Origin of the sequence: Nonomuraea sp. ATR24 (assembly GCF_041950485.1) — a bacterium.
In the GTDB taxonomy this organism is placed as follows: Bacteria; Actinomycetota; Actinomycetes; order Streptosporangiales; family Streptosporangiaceae; genus Nonomuraea; species Nonomuraea ceibae.
On sequence record NZ_JBGNUU010000004.1, the window covers coordinates 33,064 to 52,983 of the forward strand.

Consider the following 19,920-nt stretch of genomic DNA (forward strand, 5'->3'; position numbering starts at 1 on the left):
TTCGGCTACACCGGGTTCTGTGGAACGGGTTCTAACGCGGCATCCGGCGCCAGAGCGCGCGGGGCAGCAGCCGCATCAGGCCGAACGCCGGCCCGAGCGCCGGAGGCACCCACACGCTCGCCCGGCCCTCACGCAGCGCCCGCACCGTGGCCAGCGCCACCTGCCGGGGCGTCGACGACAGCGGCGCCGGCGTCAGCCCCTCGGTCATCCGCCCGATCACGAACCCCGGCCGCACGATCAGCACCCGGGCCCCGGTGCCGTGCAGCGCGTCGCCGAGCCCCTGCGCGAACCCGTCGAGCCCGGCCTTGGCCGACCCGTACACGAAGTTGGCCCGGCGCACCCGCGCGCCCGCCACCGACGACAGCACCACGAGCGTGCCGTGGCCCTGGCGGCGCAGCACCCGGGCCGCGTGCAGGCCCGCCGACACGTGCGCGCCGTAGTTGACGGCCACGTCGGTCATGGCCGCCGCCGGGTCGGCGTCGTAGGCGTCCTGGCTGCCCAGCACGCCGAACGCGGAGATCACCACGTCGAGGTCGCCGACCAGCTCCACGGCCTTGTCGAAGACCTCGCCGTGGGAGGCCGCGTCGAGCGCGTCGAACGGCAGCACGTGCACCTCGGGCGGCGCCGCCCCGGCGGGCCGCTCGACGTTCGGCGTCACGGCGGGCGGCGGGCCGCCGGGCTCGCGCATCGCCAGCACGATCCGGCTCGCGCCCAGCCCCACCAGCAGCCGGACGATCTCCAGCCCGATCTCGCTGCGTCCGCCGAGCAGCAGCACGGTGTCGACCGCGCCCAGAGCGTTCTTCACAGGCCGAGCCTCCTGGCCAGGTCGGAGCGGAACAGCCCGGCGGGGTCGGCCTCGTCCCTGATCCGCCGCCACCGGTCCAGCCCGGGATACATGCGGGCCATCATGTCAGCTCGCAGCCGCGAGTCCTTGGCCAGGTAGACGCGCCCGCCCGCCTCGGCGACCCGCTCGTCGAAGCCGCGCAGCAGCCGGCCCAGCCCGCGCTGCCCGGCCGGGATGTCGAGGGCCAGCGTCCAGCCCGGCATCGGGAACGACAGCAGCCCGCTGGACCCGGCTCCGAACCGCTTGAGCACGGTCAGGAACGACACGGTCCCGGTCGACGACAGCCGTCCGACGATCTCCCGCAGCGTCTTCTCGGCTCCGAACGGCACCACGAACTGGTATTGGACGAAGCCCCGCGGGCCGTAGACGCGGTTCCAGCCCTCGACGGCGTCGAGCGGGTGGAAGAACGGCGCGATCCCCTGCACGACGCTCGCCCGCCGGGGCGCCCTGTGGTACCACGCCTCGTTGAAGGCCCGCACGCTCACGCCGTTGAGCAGCCCGCCGGGGGCCCGGCGCGGGGCGCGCAGCAGGGTGCGGGGTGCGAAGTCGCGGGCGCCACGCTCGGCGTGGTCGCCGCTGGTCAGCACGCCGCGCCCCATCCGGCGCCCGCGCGCCAGCAGGTCGATCCAGGCGACCGTGTAGCGGTGGCGGTCGTCGTCGTCGGCCATGGCGGCCAGCGTCTCGTCCAGGTCGCCGGTGCGCCGCACGTCCACCCGCATGAGGGAGCTCGCCACGGGCACGCAGCCGAACGTCACCTCGCACACCACGCCGGTCAGCCCCATGCCGCCCACGGTGGCGTGGAACAGCGGCTCGTCCGGGGTGAGCGTGCGCACCGCGCCGTCGGCCGTGACCAGCGTGAGCGAGCGCAGGTGGGCGCCGAAGGAGGAGTCGCGGTGGTGGTTCTTGCCGTGCACGTCGGCCGCGACGGCGCCGCCGACGGTGACGTGACGGGTGCCGGGGCTGACGGGCACGAACCAGCCGCGCGGCACCAGGGCCGTCATCAGCTCGTGCAGGCTCACCCCGGCCGAGGCGGTCACCAGCCCGGTCGCCTCGTCGAAGCTCCAGCCGCCCAGCCCGGTGCAGTCGAGGACCAGGCCGCCGGAGTTCTGGGCGGCGTCGCCGTACGCCCTGCCGAGGCCGCGGGCCAGGAGGCCGCGGCCGGGGGCGGCGCCGACCAGCGCGGCCACCTCGGCGGCGTCGCGCGGCCTGACCACGGTCGCCGGGGAGGGTGACGTGCGGCCCCACCCGGTCAGGAACGTCGTCATGTGTAGATCCCCAGCCCTGCCAGCGCGATCAGCAGCGCGGCGAAGATCCTGATCTGCGGGTCGCGCACGGCAAGCTCCTCGGGCTCTTCTCCGATCCCCCGGTCCACCAGGAGATTGTGCCGCAGGACGAGCAGCACGAAGGGCACGATGCTGAGCCCGTAGAACAGGTTCGCGTGCGCGTTGAGCGCCCACAGGCAGTAGGTCACGATCATCGCGCCCGAGCACATGACGCGGACCTGGGACAGGTAGGCGGGCGTGTAGGCGGCCAGCGTGGCGCGGGTGCCGCTCACGCCCTGGGCGCGCAGCTCGGTCTCCCGCTTGCCCGCGACGAGCTGCAGCGCGGCCAGCGACACCACGACGAGGAACCAGCCGGTCACCGGCACGTCCACGGCGACGGCCCCGGCGTAGGCGCGGACCACGTGGCAGCCGGCGACCGCGATCAGGTCCACGACCTCGACGTGCTTGAGCCACAGCGTGTACGCGAGGGTCAGGGCCAGGTAGCCGGCCACGACGGCGGCCGGACGCCAGTCGCCGGTGAGCGCGGCGACGCCGGGGGCGAGCACCATGAGCGCCACGCCGGTCCAGCGGGCCACCGGCACCGGCACCACGCCGGAGGCGACCGCCCGCTTGCTCTTGCGCGGGTGCAGCCGGTCGGCGACCACGTCGGCGGCGTCGTTGAGCAGGTAGGACCCGCTGGCGGCCAGGCAAAACGCGGCGAACACGAGCATCGCCGCCAGCAGGCTACGCGGCTCGCCGATCACTCCGGCGGCCATGGGCGCGGCCAGCACCAGCACGTTCTTCAGCCACTGGCGCGGCCGGGCCGCCCTGATCAGCCCGAGGACGGGCGCGGCGACGGGCCGCGCCACCACCCCGTCCTGGCTCATGCGCGCTTGCGGCTCACCGCGAAGATCCCCACGGCCAGCAGCACGACGCCGACGATCGCCAGCACGAGCGGGATCGTGGTCCTGATCAGCGTGATCTGGCTCTTGCTGTCGGCGGCGCTGTCGACGAGCTTCTTGACCGTCTCGTCCGTCATCTTGGCGTGGGCGACGAACGCCTTGGACCGCTCGACGCCGTCCTGGCTGCGCAGCACCTCGTTGCGCTGCTGCTCCTGCTTGACGGGCGCGCCGGTGACCGGCTCGATCCAGTAGGTGTTGACGCCGGAGTAGACGCGGTCGAGCTGGACGTCACCCGACTCGCCCATGCCGAACCAGGCGGCGGGGGCGGTCCTGGTCTCCGTCTTGGTCTCCGGGACCGTCTGCTCGAACTTGTACACGGTCAGGCCGTTGACCTGCTCCTCGGCGACGAACTTGGCCTCGAACGCCTTGCCGGCCGTGGAGTTGAAGACCTGGTAGCTCTTCTTCTCCACGTCGAAGGGGAACTTGTAGATCTGGCCCTGGAGCTGGACGGGCTCCTTGTCGATGCTGACGCCGCAGCAGTTGAGGCCGACGCCGGAGCGCTTGTCGAAGGCGCTGCGCCGCTCGGTGTAGTCGATCGGCTTGCTGTGGGTGACGTCGTTGACGTAGGTGAACTCGTCCCAGACGACCGTGTCGCCCTCGGCTCCCTTGACGTCGCCCCGGGTGGTGACGGTGATGTCGAGGTCGGCGGTCAGCACCTTGCCGTCGGCGGCGCTGAAGTACTGTGCGCCCGTGGCCCGGAGGTTGCTGATCCCGTACTGGTCGGCCTTGGCGGCGATCAGCGCCGAGGCCACCTGGAAGTGCGTCAGGGGGGACAGCACGACGAGAAAGGCACCGATGGCGATCAGAACGCTTCCAACGACCCGGTTCATGGAACCTCCATGGGACAGGTGCACGGATGCCGGTTTTGGGCGATTACGTACTGAAAACGAGTTCTACTTGCCGGTATGTTATTGCCGCCAGTGAGCGACGTCACCAGGGATGCGGAAACGTGACCGAAACAGGTTCTACATCGGCGGGCAGACCCGTGGTGTCCGGCCGCCAGCCCGCGCTCGACGGCATCCGCGCCGTCGCCGCCCTCGCGGTCCTGCTCTTCCACGTCTCCATGGAGGCGGGCACGGCGCTCCAGCCCGGCTTCCTCGGCGGGCTGCTGTCGCGCGGCGAGATCGGCGTGCCGATCTTCTTCACGCTCTCCGGCCTGCTGCTCTACCGGCCGTGGGCGGCCGCCCTGCTGACCGGCGACCCCGAGCCCGCCGCCGGCCGCTACCTGTGGCGGCGCTTCTTCCGGATCGTCCCCGCGTACTGGCTGGTCGTCGCCGTCGCGCTGCTGCTGTGGGGCGGCGCGCACCGCGGCGACGTGTGGACGTGGGCGAAGATGCTGTTCCTGGTGCACATCTACGACCTCGACCCGTGGTGGTTCGGCCTCGGGCCCAGGGGGCTCGGCCAGATGTGGAGCCTCGCGGTCGAGGCGGCCTTCTACCTCACGCTGCCGCTCATGGCCGCCGCCCTGCGCGCCTTCGCGCTGCGGGCCGGGCCCGGCGTCGCCGCCCGCGCCAAGCGCCTGCTGATCGGCCTGGCCGTCTTCGGCGCGCTCTCGTACGTGTACACGATCTTCGAGTACTTCCCCGAGTACCGGCCGTGGATGAACGTGTGGCTGCCGCGCTCGTGGACGTTCTTCGTGCCCGGCATGGCCCTGGCGGTGCTGACCGTCTGGGCCAGGGCAGAGGACGGCCCGGCACGGCGGCTGGGCGCGGCCCTGGCGGCCTCGTGGGGCACGCTGTGGGTCATCGCCGGCCTGGCGTACGCCATCGCGGCCACGCCGCTCACCGGGCCGCGCTTCGTCGGCCTGGGCGGCATCTGGACCGCGTTCTCCGAGCAGCTCCTCTACACGGTCATCGCCTTCTGCCTGGTGGCGCCCGCCGCGCTGGAGCCCGAGGGGGTCACGCGGGTGCGGCGGGTGATCGGCGGGCGGATGATGAGCCGGCTGGGCGAGATCTCCTACGGCGTGTTCCTGTGGCAGTTCGTGGTGATCTATCTCTGGTACGACTTCACCGGGCAGCAGCCGTGGAGCGGCAACCTGCTGGTCAACCTGGTCGCGATCGGCGCCATCACGGTCGGGCTGTCGGCGCTCACCTACCGCTGGGTCGAGGAGCCGGCCAGGGCGCTGATCCGGTTCGTGCCTCACAGGGCGGGCCCCGGCTCGCCGAACGCGACCGCCCTGAGACAGAAGTCCTGAGCCCCGGCGCCCGCCACGGTGACGCGCAGCCCGGCGCCCGCGCCGTCGTGCGGGACGTAGAACAGGCCGCCGTCGGCGGGCGTGGCGGGCAGGCTCGCCGCCCGTTCCGTGCCGCCCAGGTCGGCCACCACCCGCACCGGCACCTCGCTGGTGTAGGCCAGGGCGACCACCATGCCGGGCCCGCCCATCGACTCGACGGGGAACACCGCGCCCGCCGGATAGCACTCGGCCCCGGCCACCTCGTCGAAGAACGGCACCACCCGGCCCACCGGCACCAGCTTCCCGGCGTCGTCGAACACGTACGGCCTGGCCGACGGGCGCGGGTCGCGCATCCGCTGCCGCGTCTCCGGGTCGGTCAGCGGGCCCAGCACGTTCGAGGTGAGCCGCCGGGAGCCGTTCCACGGCAGCACGAGGTGCGGCGGCACCGGCCGGTCGTACACGTCGAGGTCCGGGGCCTCGGCCAGCGACTGCCGGGCGGCGTCCAGATAGGTCCTGACGCGGTCGCCGGTGAGGGTGTCGGCGTAGGCGTTGGTGGAGACCAGCGCCGCGACCACGAAGGCGGCCGTGAGCGCGCCCGCCGCGGCGGGCAGGCCGCCGGGCGTCCGCCGCCGCACGGCGTCCTCCTCCCCGGCGACCGGCAGCGCGGCCAGGGCCAGGCAGAGGGCGAACAGCACGGCGGCGTCGGCGACGTAGCGCGTCTCGGCCCCCACCATGTCCCACAGCGTGGCGCGGGCGATCACCGTGGGGACCGCGTCGGCCACCACGACGTAGGCGGCCAGGATCGCCCACGCCCGCCAGGCCCGCCGCCGGTACACGCAGGTGAGCGCCACCAGCAGCGCGATCAGCGCCCACGAGGCCACCACCGTGACCGCCTCCGGGTCCGCGAGGCCCCCGGTGGCGGTGACGCCGCCCCAGCGCAGCGGCCCGCCCACGGCGCCTGTCGGGAACGTCTCGCCCAGCAGCCGGCGCACCACCCCCGGCACCAGCTCGGCCTTCGGCCCGGTCAGCGCGTCGGACCCGGCGCTGTCGCGGCGCAGCAGGTAGAGCACCGCGTAGCCGGCCAGCAGCGCCCCCTGCGCCCACCAGCCCGGCCGGCGCAGCTCCGCCAGGATCGAGCGGGCCCACAGACCCCTGCCGAGGAAGGCGCTGGACACCCCGAGGATCACGAAGGGGATGAACACCCCCTTGGTGGAGAAGGCCATGCCGGCGGCCGTCCAGATCAGCGCGTGCCACCTGCCCTGCCCGGTCCTGGCGTACCGGACGTGCGCGGCCAGCGCCCCCGCCAGCGCGAGCTGGAGCGGGACCGCGTTGAGCGCCGCCGACCACCAGCTCATCGCGGGCACGGTCAGCGGCGCGAACACGTACACGGCCAGCGGCGCGAGCACCCAGGGCCGGTCGCCGAACAGCCGCCGCAGCAGCACCAGGAACATGACCGACGCCGCCGCCTGGAGCGCGATCGTCACGAACGAGACCAGCGCCCAGCTGTAGGGCGCGACCGCCGAGAGCACCCACACCAGCGTGAGCGCGCCCGGCATGAAGTGCCCCTTGTGCACCCGGGTCAGATAGTCCCAGGTCAGGCCGCTGTCACCGGCCGCGGCGACGAACAGGAAGTCGTCCTCGACGAAGTACGCCCGGCCCAGCACGCTCGCCCTGAAGGCCAGCGAGATCGCGACGAGCAGCAGACCGGCGCCGACGACCGGACCGGTGCCGAGGGAGGGCAGGGTGATCTGGAAGCCGGCGGGGCGTTCGTCCTGGACCGTCAACGCGTTCCCTCCTCTGGAGTATGCTCCGCGCCGTGGACACCCCTGCACCGTTCCGGGCGGATTTGGCGAGGTCCGTCCGGCTGCTGCGCGCCTTCCGCCTCGAACAGAGCGATCCCGACTTCTTCTACGGCACGCTGGCCGCCGACACGGTGGCGCAGCTCGGCACGTACACGGATCTCGACGGCGCGACGGTGGCCGACGTGGGCGGCGGGCCCGGCTACTTCGCCGACGCGCTGCGCGCGGCGGGGGCGCGCCCGGTGTGCGTCGACTGCGACGCCGGCGAGATGCGGCTGCGCGACGGCGCGCCCCCGCGCGACGCGGTGCTGGGCAGCGCGCTGGACCTGCCGCTGGCCACCGGCTCGGTCGACGTGTGCTTCTCGTCCAATGTGCTGGAGCACGTGCCGGACCCGCGACGCATGGCCGACGAGATGGTCCGCGTCACCCGGCCGGGCGGCGTCGTCTACCTGTCCTACACGATCTGGCTGTCGCCCTGGGGCGGCCACGAGACCTCGCCGTGGCACTACCTCGGCGGCCACCGGGCCGCCCGCCGCTACGAGCGCACGCACGGCAGGCCGCCCAAGAACGTCTACGGGGAGAGCATGTTCGCCGTCGGCGTGGCGGGGCCGCTGGCGTGGGCGCGCCGCCACCGCGACGTGGACGTGCTCGACGCGATCCCCCGCTACCACCCGCGCTGGGCCCGGCATGTCGTCCACCTACCTGGCGTCCGCGAGCTCGTCACCTGGAACCTGCTGCTGGTCCTGCGCCGCAGGTGAGCGCCGCCGCGCCAGCCACAGCGCGGCGGCCACGCAGCCCGCGCCGAGCAGCCCGCCGCCGACCGGCGCGACCGTCCCGGCGATCAGCTCCCAGCGCCGGTAGAAGGCCGCCGTCTCCAGCGCCGCCCGCACGTCGCCCGCCGCCGTGGTGAAGTCGGCGTCCAGCGCCACCAGCCTGCCGCTCCCGTCGGCCGTGACGAGCGTCTCCGTCACCCGGTCCGCGGTCTTCACGGGCAGCCCGCTGACCGGTTCGACCCAGAAGGTCCGGCGGATCTCCGCGTAGCGGGCCACGCCCACGTCGCCCGCGCCCTTGAGCCCGAGCAGCCGGCGCGGCACCGGCGGCTGCTCCCCCGGCACGAGCTGCCTCGGCGTGCGCTGCGCGTAGCGGTGCGTCTCGACGCCGCGCACCCGCTCGACCCCTTCGTACGTGACCGGCACCGCCCGCCGCAGCCGCAGGTCGAACAGCGTGTAGTCGCGCGGCTCCGCCCGGAACGGCCACCGGTACGCCTGGCCCGACTGCTTGATCCGGGCGTCCTCGTCCAGATACTCGCCGCAGCAGTTGACGATCACGCCGGTCCGCCGGTCGAAGGCCAGCCGCCGCTCGTGGTAGTCGAGCCGCCGGTCGTCACGGGTGGCCAGCGAGACCGACTCGGTCCACACCGCCCGCCGCTCGTCCCCGGCCAGCACGTCGCCGATCAGCCAGCGGGTCAGCACCAGCGGGCCCCGCTGCGGCTTCATCGTGGCCGGGTCCAGGTAGGTCGCGGACTCGGCCACCGACCTGGTCATCGTCTGCTGCTCCAGCGGCGCCACGAACACCCGCGCGGAGACGTGCCAGCGCATCAGCGGGACCATCGTCAGCAGGAACGCCCCGGCCGCGGCCAGGACCAGCGCGAGGGTCGTGCGGCTCACGTTCACCGGGCGGGCACCGCCTGACCGGGGGTGACCGCGCCGACGCACACGCCGGGCGGCAGGTCGGGCAGCACGATGCGGTCCGCGCCGGGCTCGGCGACCATGAACACCTTGCCGAGCCCGGCGCGCAGCTTCACGTCGACGGGCCGGTCGCCCATCCACAGCGTGACCTCGGTGTCGGCGCGGGCGGAGTAGCCGAGCCGGATCAGCGTGCCCTCGACGCGCGGCGGCGAGGCGGCCAGCGGCACCTGCACGGTCCCTCCCGTCGCGGGCCAGCAGCCGTCGGGCGTGCGCGGCGCGAGCTCGGTCCCGGCGACCTCCACCGGCCGCAGCCGGCCCAGGTCGTCGAAGACCAGGCCGTCCAGCGCCGCAGGCGGGTCCTGCATGCGGGCCCGGAGCCGCGGCGACGCCATCGCGCCCAGCACCCTGGAGGTGAGGCTGTAGGTGCGGTAGCCGCCCGGCACCACGTCGGCGGGCACCAGCCGGTCGTAGACGACGGCGCCGGGAGCGGCCTTCGCCAGCTCGGCGCGGGCGGTCTCGATGTAGCCGTGCCGCCGGTCCGCGCCCAGGTAGCCGGCGAAGATCGTCACCGAGACGAGCGACGCGCCCGCGAACACGCCGAGGGCCGCGCCGCACAGCCCGCTCACCCGTTCCCTGGCGGGCAGCGGCCTGCGGTACGGCTCGGCCTCACCGGGCAGCGGCAGCAGCACGAGCCCGACGACGAGCGCGAGCAGCGGCGCGGCGTCGGCCACGTAGCGGGTGTCCGTACCGGCGAACGAGCCGAGCAGGTGCACCCGCCCCCACAGGACGGGCAGCGCGTCGGCCACGACGGCGTAGCCGAGCAGCAGCCCCCAGGCCAGGTACGCCCGCCGCCGGTAGTAGCCGGTCACCACGACCAGCAGCGCGAGGACCAGCAGCGAGAGCACCACCAGCGCGGTGGGCGGCGCGGCGACGCCCCAGTCGCCGCCGGCGAACCACTTCCACGGCCCGCCCAGCACGGTCGTCGCGAACGTCCTGCCGAGCAGCTCCCACAGGAAGCTCGCGGCCTGGTCGAAGAGGGGCAGGCCGCCGGTGTTCGGCGCGGCCAGCGACCGCTGCGCGTACAGGGCGCCGAACGCGGCCAGCACGCCCGCGTACATCAGCCAGGCGGCCAGGCGCCTGCGCAGCCCGCCGAAGTAGATCGCCGTCAGCGCGAGCAGCACCAGCGGCACGGCGAAGCCCTTGACGAAGCCGAGCAGCCCGACCAGCACCCACGCCGCCGCCACCACCGCGTGGCGCAGCCGCCCGGTGCGCAGGTGGTGCCAGTGCGAGGCCACCGCCATCGGCAGCGCGAGCTGCAGGAACACCGTGTTGAGCGCCGCCGCCCACCAGGCGAGCGCCGGGAACGTGATCGGCGCCAGCAGGAACACCAGCAGCGGCGCCAGGATCGCCGGGCGCGCGCCGAACACGACCCGCAGCATGCGCAGCACGGCGAGCCCGGCGGCCGCGTGCAGCACGAGCACGCCGCCCGCCGCCACCCCCCATCCGTACGGCTCCAGCCGGGCCGAGAGCCAGGCCAGCAGGAATCCGCCGGGCATGAACTGGCCGAAGTGGATCCGGGTCAGGTAGTCGAAGGAGAGCCCGCTCTCGACCGCCCTGGCCACGAACTCGTAGTCGTCCTCCTTGAAGTAGGCGTGCTGGAGGAGCACCGCCTTCCACGCCAGCGCGGCGGCGACCATCACGACCCCGGTCAGCACCACGCCGTGCCGGCGCACCGCCCTGACCAGCGGCCCGGGCACCGCGATCACGATCCGGCCGCGCTGCTCCGTCGTCGTCATGGCACGCTCGTCATGGTCGGGCCGCCCGCGGCGACGGGGACGGGGGCTCGGGTCCTGGGCGCGGGCCGCGTCCTGGCGGCGGCCTCGACGCAGAGCTGCGCCAGCAGCGGCACGCACAGGAGCTGCGTCCACAGCCCGCCCACGCCGGCCGCGACCCCGGCGGCGGCGACCAGATACAGCGCGATGCCCGCGTACGGGCCGGACAGCGGGCGCAGCAGCCGGGCCCGCGCTCCCGCGCGCAGGTGCTCGGCGTCGCGCAGCGGGCGCAGCCACAGGCCCGGCAGGAACGTGAGCGCCGCGACCACCGCGCCCGCCGGCCCGCCCACCCAGTAGCCGACCGCGACGGCCACGGGCAGCATCAGGCCCCCGCGCGGCGCGGCGGGCCGGCACGGCGGCAGCCGCCGCAGCCGCCCCCGGCCGGGCGTCAGCGCCAGCGCCACGACCAGCAGCGCGAGCGCGCCGCCCGCCGCCAGCCCGGCCCGGTACGGCTCGTCGGGGACGTACGTGAGCGTCACGGTCCCGGACGTGTACGCGGGCACGAACCAGGCCTGCCGCCAGCCGTCGAGCCGCACCGGCTTGAGCTCGGCGACTCCCAGCGTGGCCTTCCAGCCGGCGTTGAAGTTCTCGTTGACGACCAGGTAGGAGTCGGCGGTGACGTCGACCTGGACCACCCGCTCGCCCGCCTCCCAGCTCCGCACGGGCGTCTCGCGCATGCGCTGCGGCCCGGCCCGCCGCGCGTCCTCGTCGAGGCGGCGGACCACGGCGGACTCGACGCGGTAGGAGTCGCCGGGCCGCAGTGCCAGCCTGGTGCGCCCGGCCACCATGAGCAGCCGCTCGCAGGTCTCGAACCGCACCGGCCGCCCGGTGACGACGTCGTGCAGCGTGCCCTCGGTGACCTCGGTGTGGACGGTCCGGCCGTTCACGGTGAAGGTCGGGCCGTAACCGCACGGCAGCCGCAGCGGGAAGCCGGTCAGCGCGCCGAGCGGGCTGGCGCCGGGGATCGCGATGTCGCTGATCTCGACCGGCCGGCCGCCGGACGCGCCGAACTCCAGCTCGATCTTCCTGGCCGACAGGGCGGGGAACTCGACGAGCCCGTCCTTGCCGATCCAGCTCTGCCGGACGCCGCCGTCCGCGCGGACCGTCACGCGGAGGGGCGGGGCGCCGAGGTAGGAGTCGGGCGTGGTGACGCGCAGCTCCGTCAGCGTGGTGTGGCGGGCCAGCTCGACGGTGAGCGTCGGCCTGGGGTCGAGCGGGTCGGCGAACCACACGGTTCTCGGGTCGTCGTCGAACGCCCACCGGCCGGCCGCCGCGCCGTGCGCCACGGAGGTGGAGGACGCGGTGACGGTCAGCGCGTCGTCCGGGAGCGCGCTCAGCTTCTCCACGGCGACGCGGTCGCGCAGCACGGCCCGGCCGGTGACGGTGTAGTCGCCGTCCTTCCTGGTGGTGAAGAGGCGGTCGAAGCCGTGGCCGTCGTCGCCGAGCACCTCGTGGCCCTCGGAGCAGCTCCACACCATCGAGCCGCGCAGGCAGCCGGGCACGTCGCCCTGCCTGCTGAGCGCGATCGCGGGCTCCCCCGGCTGCTCGCCCGGGTCGGGCACGACGATCGAGCGGCCGGCCTGGACGCCGGGGATCGTCAGCTCGGTGATGCCGACGCGGCTGCCCAGCGCGCTCTCCGGCTCGTAGGCGGTGCGGGTGACGGTGACGCGCACCCTGGAGGTCGGCCCTTCGGGCACGGCCAGCTCCTGCGGCCCGGCGCCGGCCCTGACGTCCTGGCGCAGCTCGCCGGCGTCGGTCTCGACCACGACCTCGGCGGGCGGCGGCCCGATCGGCGCGGTCTCGAACGCCACCGTGATCGTGTCGAGCCGCCGGGGGCCGGCGAGCGCGACCTCCAGCCACTCGCCGGTCGCGCCCGTCCAGCCGGTGGAGCGCCAGCTCGTGCGCGGGTCGCCGTCGAGCGCGGCGAACGGCTGGTGCCCCGGCTCCCGCGCCTCGCCGAACGCCGTGACGTCCGACTCCGCCGAGGACGCGCTCACCCCGGCGATCCCGCTGAACCCGGCCGTGGCCAGGTACCGCTCCCAGCCGGGGTCGAGCAGGTCGGCGGCCGGCGAGCTGCCGCGCCGCTCCTCGTCGGCCGTGAGCGTCGCGCCGGCGTTGCGCCGCAGGTCGGCGTAGGCCACCTCGCGGCGGCGCAGCGTGTCGGTGAGCACCGACTCGGCGGCGGGCAGCACGCCGTCGTCGTCGTTGAGCAGCACCGGCCGGTCGCCGTCGAGCAGCCCCTCCTCGGCCAGCGCCAGCACGGCCTCGGGCGCGCCGCCGACGCGCAGCGCCCGGTCGGCGGGGACGGTGCCGACGAGCGGCGCGGCCCCGGCCACCTTGTAGACCTCGACCGCCGGGTACGGCTGGTCCAGCCAGGAGGCCGCCTGGCCGTGCCTGCCGACGCCCACGCCGGGCCCGAACCTGGCCTCCAGCGAGATGCCGGGCGAGTCCTCCAGCGCCTGGTGCACGCGGGCCGGCCAGGCGGTGCCGATCGTGGCCCGGTCCAGGTCGTTGCGGACCACCAGGTGGCTCACGCCGATGCGCCGCAGCGTGGCGGCCAGCCCGGCCGAGCCCTTGCCCGACGCCAGGCGGTCGTCGATGGCCGCCATCAGCCGCGACCCGCCCGCCGACCCCCACGGCACGATCGTGTGCGTGGCCCACCGGGTCCGCGCGAGCGGCTGCAGCGGCTCGTCCAGCGGGCGACCCCACAGGTACTCGCCGCGTTTGGCCCCCGGCACGGCCAGCACCATGCCGTCGCCGGCGTTGCGGCCCAGCCAGGAGACGGCCTGTTTCCAGTAGTCGGGGATCGCGGTGAAGCCGCCCGCCGGGGCGAGTCCCGCGTACAGGATGGGCAGGCCCGACAGGGCGACCAGCCCGGCCGCCGCAACGGTCAGGTGCCTGCGCAGGTCCGGCCGTACGAGGGTGATGAGGCCGGCGACGCCGAGGGCGGCGGGCAGCCGGATCAGCGCGTCGAACTTGTGCAGGTTGCGGAAGGCCGACAGCGGGCCGTCCAGCAGCTCGGCCATGAAGGCGGCGTGCGGGGTGCCGGGGTGCCCGGTCGTCACGATGACGACCCCCGCCAGCAGGCTGACCAGCAGGAACGTCCGCTCCGGGAAGGCGCGCAGGGCCAGCCCGGCGAAGCCCAGCGCGGCGACGGCCGAGGTGACGAGGATCAGCCAGGGGACGGTCGACTGCTGGTGGGCGTCCGGCAGCCACACCTGCCCGTCCACGGTGAGGAAGCTGAGCCAGCTCGACGTCCCGCGCAGCGCGTTGACCAGGGACGTGACGCTGGTCGTCGCGCCCGCCGTCTCGATGTAGGGCAGGAAGGAGAAGATGTAGCGGCCCAGCGTGAGCAGCGGCACGGCCCACCACAGCGAGGCGAGCGCGATCAGCGGCAGCCACCAGGCGATCAGCCTGCGTTTGACCGGGCCGCGCCCCCGGGTCAGCAGGTAGAGCATGGGGACGACGAGGACGGCCAGCTCGGCCACGGCGTTGACGCCGCCGCAGCACAGGAAGGCGAGCGCCGACAGCGCGGCGGCCCGGCGCGGCGACAGCGCCCTCCGCGCCCCCAGGACCAGCGGGAGCACGATCCACGGCAGCACGGCGCTGGGCAGGAACTCCGAGGAGTTGATGCCGATCAGCGCCTGCGCGTGCGGCGCGAGCGCGTAGGCGAACCCGGCGACGATCCGCGAGACCGGGCCACCGATCCGCAGCGCGCGGGCGAGCTGCACGGTGCCGAGGAAGGCGGTGCACAGCACCAGCGACATCCACAGCCGCTGCACCGTCCAGGCTTCCATGCCCAGGTTGAGGCCGAGCGCGTAGAAGGGGCCCATCGGGAACAGGTAGCCGTACGCCTGGTTCTGCAGGTGGCCGAAGTAGGCGCCGTCCCACAGGTGCAGGGCCCTGCCGAGGAAGCCGAGCGGGTTGACCGCCATGTCGAGCTTCGTCTCGGGGATGATCTTCTCGGTCGAGGTGTTGAACGCGATCGCGACCAGCAGGAGGCAGCCGGCCAGCAGGCGCAGCCGGTGCCCGATCCGCTTGTCATAGCTCTCGGCTTCGGAGTCGGGGAGCTCGTCCCGTCGTCCAGGCGAGGCATGGGTCACTGATGGGCTCCGCCGCGATCTTGGAGTTCCGCCACGATAAGTTCAGTCATGTTAGCCCCAGTTCGGGACCAGGTGAACTCCTTTGCCCAGGCCCGACACGCTTTGGACACCTCGGCGCGGCGGCGCGGATCGGCCAGCTCCTTGAGCGCGCGGGCGGTCACGTCGGCCAGGCTCTCGCCATCCCGCACGAGCCAGCCGGTGACGCCGTGACGCACCGAGTCGCGCAGCCCGGCCACGTCGTAGGCGACCGTCGGCACGCCGAGCGCCGCCGCCTCGATCACGGTCAGCCCCCAGCCCTCGAACTCCGAGGCCGTCACGTTCAGCGTCGCCCCGGCCAGCAGCGCGACCTTGCGCGCCTCCGGCACGAACCCGTGCAGCCGGACCCGGTCGCCCAGCCCCCGGGCGGCCACGTGCCCGGCCAGCGGGCCCGACTCCGGGCCGCGCCCGGCGATGTGCACGGTCAGGCCCGGCCACATCCCCGACAGCTCCCCGGCCAGGTCCACCACCCGATCGATGCGCTTGTGCCCGACCAGCCGGCCCGCGTACACGATCACCGGGTCGGGGCCGGGCTCCCGGACCGGCGGCGGCTCGGGGTGCGCGCACCCGTTCGGCACGACGACGATCGGGCCCAGCCAGCGCAGCTTGCCGACCAGCTCCCGCCGGGACGACTCCGACACCGTGACCGTCATGCAGCGCCGGTAGACGAGCCGGGCGACGGGCCCCTCGACGAAACAGCCGATCACCGCCAGCCAGCGGGGCAGGAACGCGGCGAACTGCCGGTCGTGCACGTGGTGCACCAGGCACACCACCGGCGTGCGGCGCGGCATCACGAGCGGGGCGAAGAACGGGATGCCGTTCATCGAGTCGATCACCGCGTCGAAGCGCCGCCGGTGCAGCAGCAGCCAGAGCGGCACCAGCAGGTAGACCAGGTACGGGTTGCCCATCCGGCGCAGCGCGATGCCCTCGCGCGTCTCGGCCCGGCGCTGGCCGCGCTGGCGTCCGGTCACGAACACCACCGAGGCGCCCTGGGTCAGCAGGTGGCGGCTGACCTGCCAGGCGTACTCCTCCGCGCCGCCCGCGGTCGTCTGCCGGGGCTCGCGGAAGTTGAGCATGGCGATCCGCACCCCGGCGAGCGGCCCCTCGCCGCGGACGACCGCATGTGACTGGTCGGCGTGCTCACCGGTGAAGACCACCATCACTCCTCGACGGCGGGCATGCGGGCATGGCGAAGCCACGCCCGGTGCTCCGCTGGTAAGGCCTTGTCAGGCGGGAAGGACTACCTGGTGCCGTAGTTGTAGAGCGGCTGGTTCGGCGGGGTCGGGGCCGGCGACGCTACGTTGACCACCGCGACCGACGCGCCGACCGCCAGCAGGGCTCCAATGGCCAATGCCGCGAGAATTCGCAACACAGAGCGCTCCCTCCACATCGGTACGATGTGTGCCGACACTAGAACGTGTTACGGGACGAATCCATAGGTATCGTCAAACCGTGATGTAATAAGTTACCCTCAAGTAAGACGTGAATGAGCCGGTCAGCGGCGCCATAGCGTCAGCTCCCGGCCCTTGTGCACGGGCGTCCAGCCGCGCCGATCGAAGGGGAACCGGTTCTCGGTGCCGGCCACGAGCACGTACCTGACACCGGCGGGCGACAGCCTGTTGCGCGGGTCCTCGCCCCGCACCCGCAACCGCCCCCCGTCCGGCAGCCCGACCAGCAGCGTGTCGTCCCGGACCACCCGGCGCGCGAACATCTTGGCGGCCGGGTCGAGCGTCACCCGCCCGCCGTTCCAGCCGAACGCCCGGTGCGCGCCCCACGGCAGCGACAGCAGCGCGCCCGGAGCCGGGTCGGCGTTCACGATCCGCTGCACCGCCCGCCACTCCTGCGGGTACGCCACCGCCTCCAGCCGCCCCGACGCCCCCCACGCGAACGTCGGCAGCACCAGCACCGGCGCCAGCAGCCCGACCACGGCCGGGGCGCCCGACCGCAGCAGCGAGCCCAGGCCCACGGCCGCCACCAGGACCAGCGGCGCCAGGTACGCCTGGCCGTCACGCAGCGGCCCGAACCCCGCCCACGCCCCGATCAGCCACTTCAGCACGCCCGGCGCGAACGCCCCCAGGCACGCGACCCCGAACCCCGCCCCGGCGGCCACGGCCAGCCCGCCCCACCACTGCGGCCGTTCCTCCGCGCGCATCCTGGCGTACCCGTACAGACCGGTCAGCGCGAGCGCCAGCCGTCCGGCGGCGAGCCACCACGACTCCTGGCCCGGCACCCCGGCCTCGGCGTTCCAGATCCCGCCGAGCGACAGCAGGCTCCCCAGCACCCCGAACGGCCCGTCGGCCCGCGCCGCGAACGCGTCGACCCCCGCCGGGTCCGTCACCGCGCCCGAGGTCAGCGCGGGCACCAGCCACGGCAGGCTCAGCACGCCGAGCGTCACCCCCGTCACGGCCGCCCGCCGCCGCGCGACCGCGATCGGCGCCAGCGTCAGCGCGGTCACCAGCATCGCCTGGAACCCGCCCACCGCCGCCGGCACCAGCGCCACGACGAGCCGCCACCACTGGCGCCACCCTCCGCGCCACCACCCGTGCCACCGCTGGTGCCCGGCGGCGGCCACGGCCCGGACCGCCCAGGGCAGCCCCGCCACCCCCAGCAGCAGCGCCCACTGGCCGAGCAGGAGCCGCTGGGCCAGGTAGACGTTCCACGCGTAGAAGACGGCCGCGACCAGCCGCCCGATCCGGCGCTCCGGCGGCACCAGCGCCGCCGCGCCGCTCGCCGCCAGCACGAAGATCGCGACCAGCAGCCCCTTCTGGACCAGCTCCCCGGGCAGGACCCGCGACAGCAGCGCCGCCACGAGATCGCTCGGCACCGCCCGGGGGAACCCTCCGGAGTCGGGCAGCAGCGGCGGATCCGGCACGAACACCAGGTCGTACCGGAGCACGAACCCCCACCCGAGCGCCGGCCCCAGCGCCAGCACGGCGAGACCCGCGCCCAGGAGCGCGGGTCCCATCCGTTCGAGCCTCCCCACGAGGAGGGAGGGTAGCCGGTTACTTGCCGGGCTCGGGATCCCGAGGCAGGCCCAGCATGCGCTCACCGATGATGTTGAGCTGCACCTCGGTCGTGCCGCCGTAGATCGTCATCGCCCGGGTGGCCAGCACCGCGCGGTTCCAGTAGCCGGCGTCGCCGAGCTTCATGTCGGCCGCCGTCACCGCCTGGGCGCCGAGCAGGCTCACCGCCGCCTCGGAGACGTGCTGGGCGTGCGAGGTCGACAGCAGCTTGCGCACCGACGCGTCGGCCCCCGGCTCCGACCCGGCGAGCTGCTTGAGCGTCACCCGCAGCGACAGCGCGTTGATCGAGTGGCCCTCGCAGATCACCCCGGCCAGCTCGTGCCGCTCGACCGGCGTGAGCTCGCGGCCCAGCCGCCCGGCCAGGCCCAGCAGGTCCGGCACGGACGCGCCGGTGCCGCCGGAGCCCGACGAGAGCGAGACGCGCTCGTTCGACAGCGTGTTGCGCGCCACCTTCCAGCCGTCGCCGACCTCGCCCACGACCAGGTCGTCCGGCACGAACACGTCGTCCAGGAAGACCTCGTTGAACAGGTTCTCGCCGGTCATCTCCGTCAGCGGGCGCACCGTGACGCCCGGCGACTTCATGTCCACCAGGAAGTACGTGATGCCCTCGTGCTTGGTGCCCTCCGAGGAGTTGCGGGCGATGCAGATGCCCCACTCGGCGAAGTGCGCGACCGACGTCCAGATCTTCTGGCCGTTCAGCTTCCAGCCGCCCTCGACCTGCTCGGCCTTCATCTGCAGCGCCGCCAGGTCGGAGCCCGCGCCCGGCTCGGAGAAGAGCTGGCACCAGATCATCTCGCCGCTGAGCGTCTTGGGCAGGAAGCGCTGCTGCTGCTCCGGCGTGCCGTACGCGGCCACCGACGGCACCACCCAGGCGCCGATGATCATCGCGGGCAGCCTGACCTTGGCGGCCTTGAGCTCCTGCGCGATCAGCACCTGCTCCAGCGGCGAGGCGCCCCGGCCCCACGGCCTCGGCAGGTGCGACATGACGAACCCGCGGTCGGCCAGCGCCCGCTTCTGCTCCTGGCCCTCCAGGGCGGCGATCTCCGCGATCTCCGCCCGGATCGCCTCGCGCATCGGCTCGGCGTCCTCCGGCAGGTCGATCTCCATCTCCCGCGAGACGCCCTGGAGCGCCAGGTCCGTCACCCGGGCCGCCCACTCGGCCGACGGGCCCAGCAGGGCGCGCAGGGTGAGCGCGCGGCGGTAGTAGAGGTGGGCGTCGTGCTCGAAGGTGTAGCCGATGCCGCCGAACGTCTGGATCGCGTCCTTGGCGCACTGCACGGCGGCGTCCGGGGCCATCACCCCGGCGATCGCGGCCGCGTACTCCAGCTCCTTGCCGGTGGCGCGCGTGGCGTCCCACACGGTGGCGCGGGCCTGCTCCAGCGCGACCAGCATCCGCGACAGCTTGTGCTTGATGCCCTGGAACTGGCCGATCGGCCTGCCGAACTGGACGCGTACCTTGGCGTAGTCGGCGGCGGCCGTGACGCACCAGGACGCCACGCCGGCGGCCTCCGCGCCCAGCAGGACGGCGGCCAGGTCGCGCACGTCCGAGCCCGACACGCCCTCCAGCACGCGGTCGGCGGGCACGCTCACGCCGTCCAGCTCCACCTTCGCCACCGGGCGGGTCAGGTCCAGCGACTTGACCTCGGTCACCGTGGCCGAGGCGGCGTCGAGCGCCACCCACACCTCGCCGTCGGCCGTCGACACCGGCAGCACCAGCACGTCCGCCAGCGAACCGCCGAGCACCGGCTCGGCCGTGCCGCCGACGACCAGCGTGCCGTCGTCCGACGGCGTCCCGGTCAGCTGCCCGCCCAGGGCGAGCGCGCCGGTCAGCGTGCCGTCGGCCAGCCCCGGCAGCAGCTCGTGCCGCTTCGAGGCGTGGATCACCGCGCTCGCCAGCACCGTCGGCACGTACGGGCCGGGCGCCATCCGCTCGGCCAGCGCCTCCACGGCCACGGCGGCCTCCAGCAGGCCGTAGCCGGAGCCGCCGGCCTCCTCGGGCAGGTGCAGGCCGAGCAGCCCCTGCTCGGCGAGCCCCGGCCAGAACGCGGGCCGCCCCTCGCCTCCGGCGCGCAGCAGCTCGGCCGGAATGTTCCGCTCGGCCCAGCCGGTCACCGACTCGCGGAGCGCCTCGTGCTCCTCGCTCAACCCGATCGCCATGTGCTCATCCTCCAGGCAGGTCCCATCGATGCCAGAACCAT

13 protein-coding genes are annotated in these 19,920 nt (G+C 74.2%); 2 read left to right on the forward strand and 11 right to left on the reverse strand.

From position 1 onward, the window contains the following. Positions 1-31: 31 nt before the first annotated feature. Genes ACBI99_RS11215 through ACBI99_RS11230 form a run of 4 tightly spaced genes read right to left on the reverse strand, consistent with a single transcriptional unit; the run spans position 32 to position 3,898 of the window. Positions 32-805: an SDR family NAD(P)-dependent oxidoreductase gene (locus ACBI99_RS11215; RefSeq protein ID WP_357583963.1), complete on the reverse strand. Its 774-nt coding sequence runs from the start codon at positions 803-805 to the stop codon at positions 32-34. Then, positions 802-2,109, reverse strand: a complete 1,308-nt coding sequence (locus tag ACBI99_RS11220) for an FAD-binding protein (RefSeq protein ID WP_375072258.1) — start codon at positions 2,107-2,109, stop codon at positions 802-804. Before ACBI99_RS11220 ends, ACBI99_RS11215 begins: the two co-directional genes overlap by 4 nt. After that, positions 2,106-2,993, reverse strand: coding sequence for a decaprenyl-phosphate phosphoribosyltransferase (locus ACBI99_RS11225; protein ID WP_375072259.1), 888 nt, complete (start codon positions 2,991-2,993; stop codon positions 2,106-2,108). The genes ACBI99_RS11220 and ACBI99_RS11225 overlap by 4 nt, the downstream gene beginning before the upstream one ends. Then, positions 2,990-3,898: a DUF3068 domain-containing protein gene (locus tag ACBI99_RS11230; protein WP_219511290.1), complete on the reverse strand. Its 909-nt coding sequence runs from the start codon at positions 3,896-3,898 to the stop codon at positions 2,990-2,992. Before ACBI99_RS11230 ends, ACBI99_RS11225 begins: the two co-directional genes overlap by 4 nt. A gap of 119 nt (positions 3,899-4,017) precedes the next feature. Here ACBI99_RS11230 and ACBI99_RS11235 point away from each other — a divergent pair, with 119 nt between their 5' ends. Next, entirely contained in the window at positions 4,018-5,262 is a 1,245-nt protein-coding gene (locus ACBI99_RS11235; protein WP_375072260.1) for an acyltransferase family protein, read from the forward strand. Here the strand turns inward: ACBI99_RS11235 and ACBI99_RS11240 are convergent. Beyond that, complete coding sequence (locus tag ACBI99_RS11240; RefSeq protein WP_375072261.1) at positions 5,208-7,025, reverse strand: hypothetical protein; 1,818 nt, start codon at positions 7,023-7,025, stop codon at positions 5,208-5,210. The two genes, ACBI99_RS11235 and ACBI99_RS11240, sit on opposite strands and share 55 nt — an antisense overlap. Before the next feature lie 20 nt (positions 7,026-7,045). Here ACBI99_RS11240 and ACBI99_RS11245 point away from each other — a divergent pair, with 20 nt between their 5' ends. Beyond that, on the forward strand, positions 7,046-7,798 hold the full coding sequence (locus tag ACBI99_RS11245) for a methyltransferase domain-containing protein (protein WP_219511298.1): 753 nt from the start codon (positions 7,046-7,048) through the stop codon (positions 7,796-7,798). Here ACBI99_RS11245 and ACBI99_RS11250 read toward each other — a convergent pair. The 6 genes from ACBI99_RS11250 to ACBI99_RS11275 form a co-directional block, all read right to left on the reverse strand. Further along, a complete protein-coding gene (locus ACBI99_RS11250) occupies positions 7,739-8,707 on the reverse strand; it encodes a DUF3068 domain-containing protein (protein ID WP_357583971.1) in 969 nt (322 codons plus the stop codon). The genes ACBI99_RS11245 and ACBI99_RS11250 overlap by 60 nt on opposite strands. A 2-nt stretch (positions 8,708-8,709) precedes the next feature. Further along, a complete protein-coding gene (locus ACBI99_RS11255; protein ID WP_375072262.1) occupies positions 8,710-10,524 on the reverse strand; it encodes a hypothetical protein in 1,815 nt (604 codons plus the stop codon). Beyond that, positions 10,521-14,663 (reverse strand): alpha-(1->3)-arabinofuranosyltransferase family protein, encoded by a 4,143-nt coding sequence (locus ACBI99_RS11260; RefSeq protein WP_375072263.1) that lies wholly within the window; start codon positions 14,661-14,663, stop codon positions 10,521-10,523. The genes ACBI99_RS11255 and ACBI99_RS11260 overlap by 4 nt, the downstream gene beginning before the upstream one ends. Further along, on the reverse strand, positions 14,660-15,859 hold the full coding sequence (locus ACBI99_RS11265; protein ID WP_375072264.1) for a glycosyltransferase family 4 protein: 1,200 nt from the start codon (positions 15,857-15,859) through the stop codon (positions 14,660-14,662). The genes ACBI99_RS11260 and ACBI99_RS11265 overlap by 4 nt, the downstream gene beginning before the upstream one ends. A 335-nt stretch (positions 15,860-16,194) precedes the next feature. Continuing rightward, positions 16,195-17,664: a hypothetical protein gene (locus ACBI99_RS11270; RefSeq protein ID WP_375072265.1), complete on the reverse strand. Its 1,470-nt coding sequence runs from the start codon at positions 17,662-17,664 to the stop codon at positions 16,195-16,197. A 37-nt stretch (positions 17,665-17,701) separates the two neighbouring features. After that, the gene (locus tag ACBI99_RS11275; RefSeq protein ID WP_219499489.1) at positions 17,702-19,879 is read right to left on the reverse strand and encodes an acyl-CoA dehydrogenase; all 2,178 of its coding nucleotides are present in this window, start codon (positions 19,877-19,879) and stop codon (positions 17,702-17,704) included. Positions 19,880-19,920 lie beyond the last annotated feature (41 nt).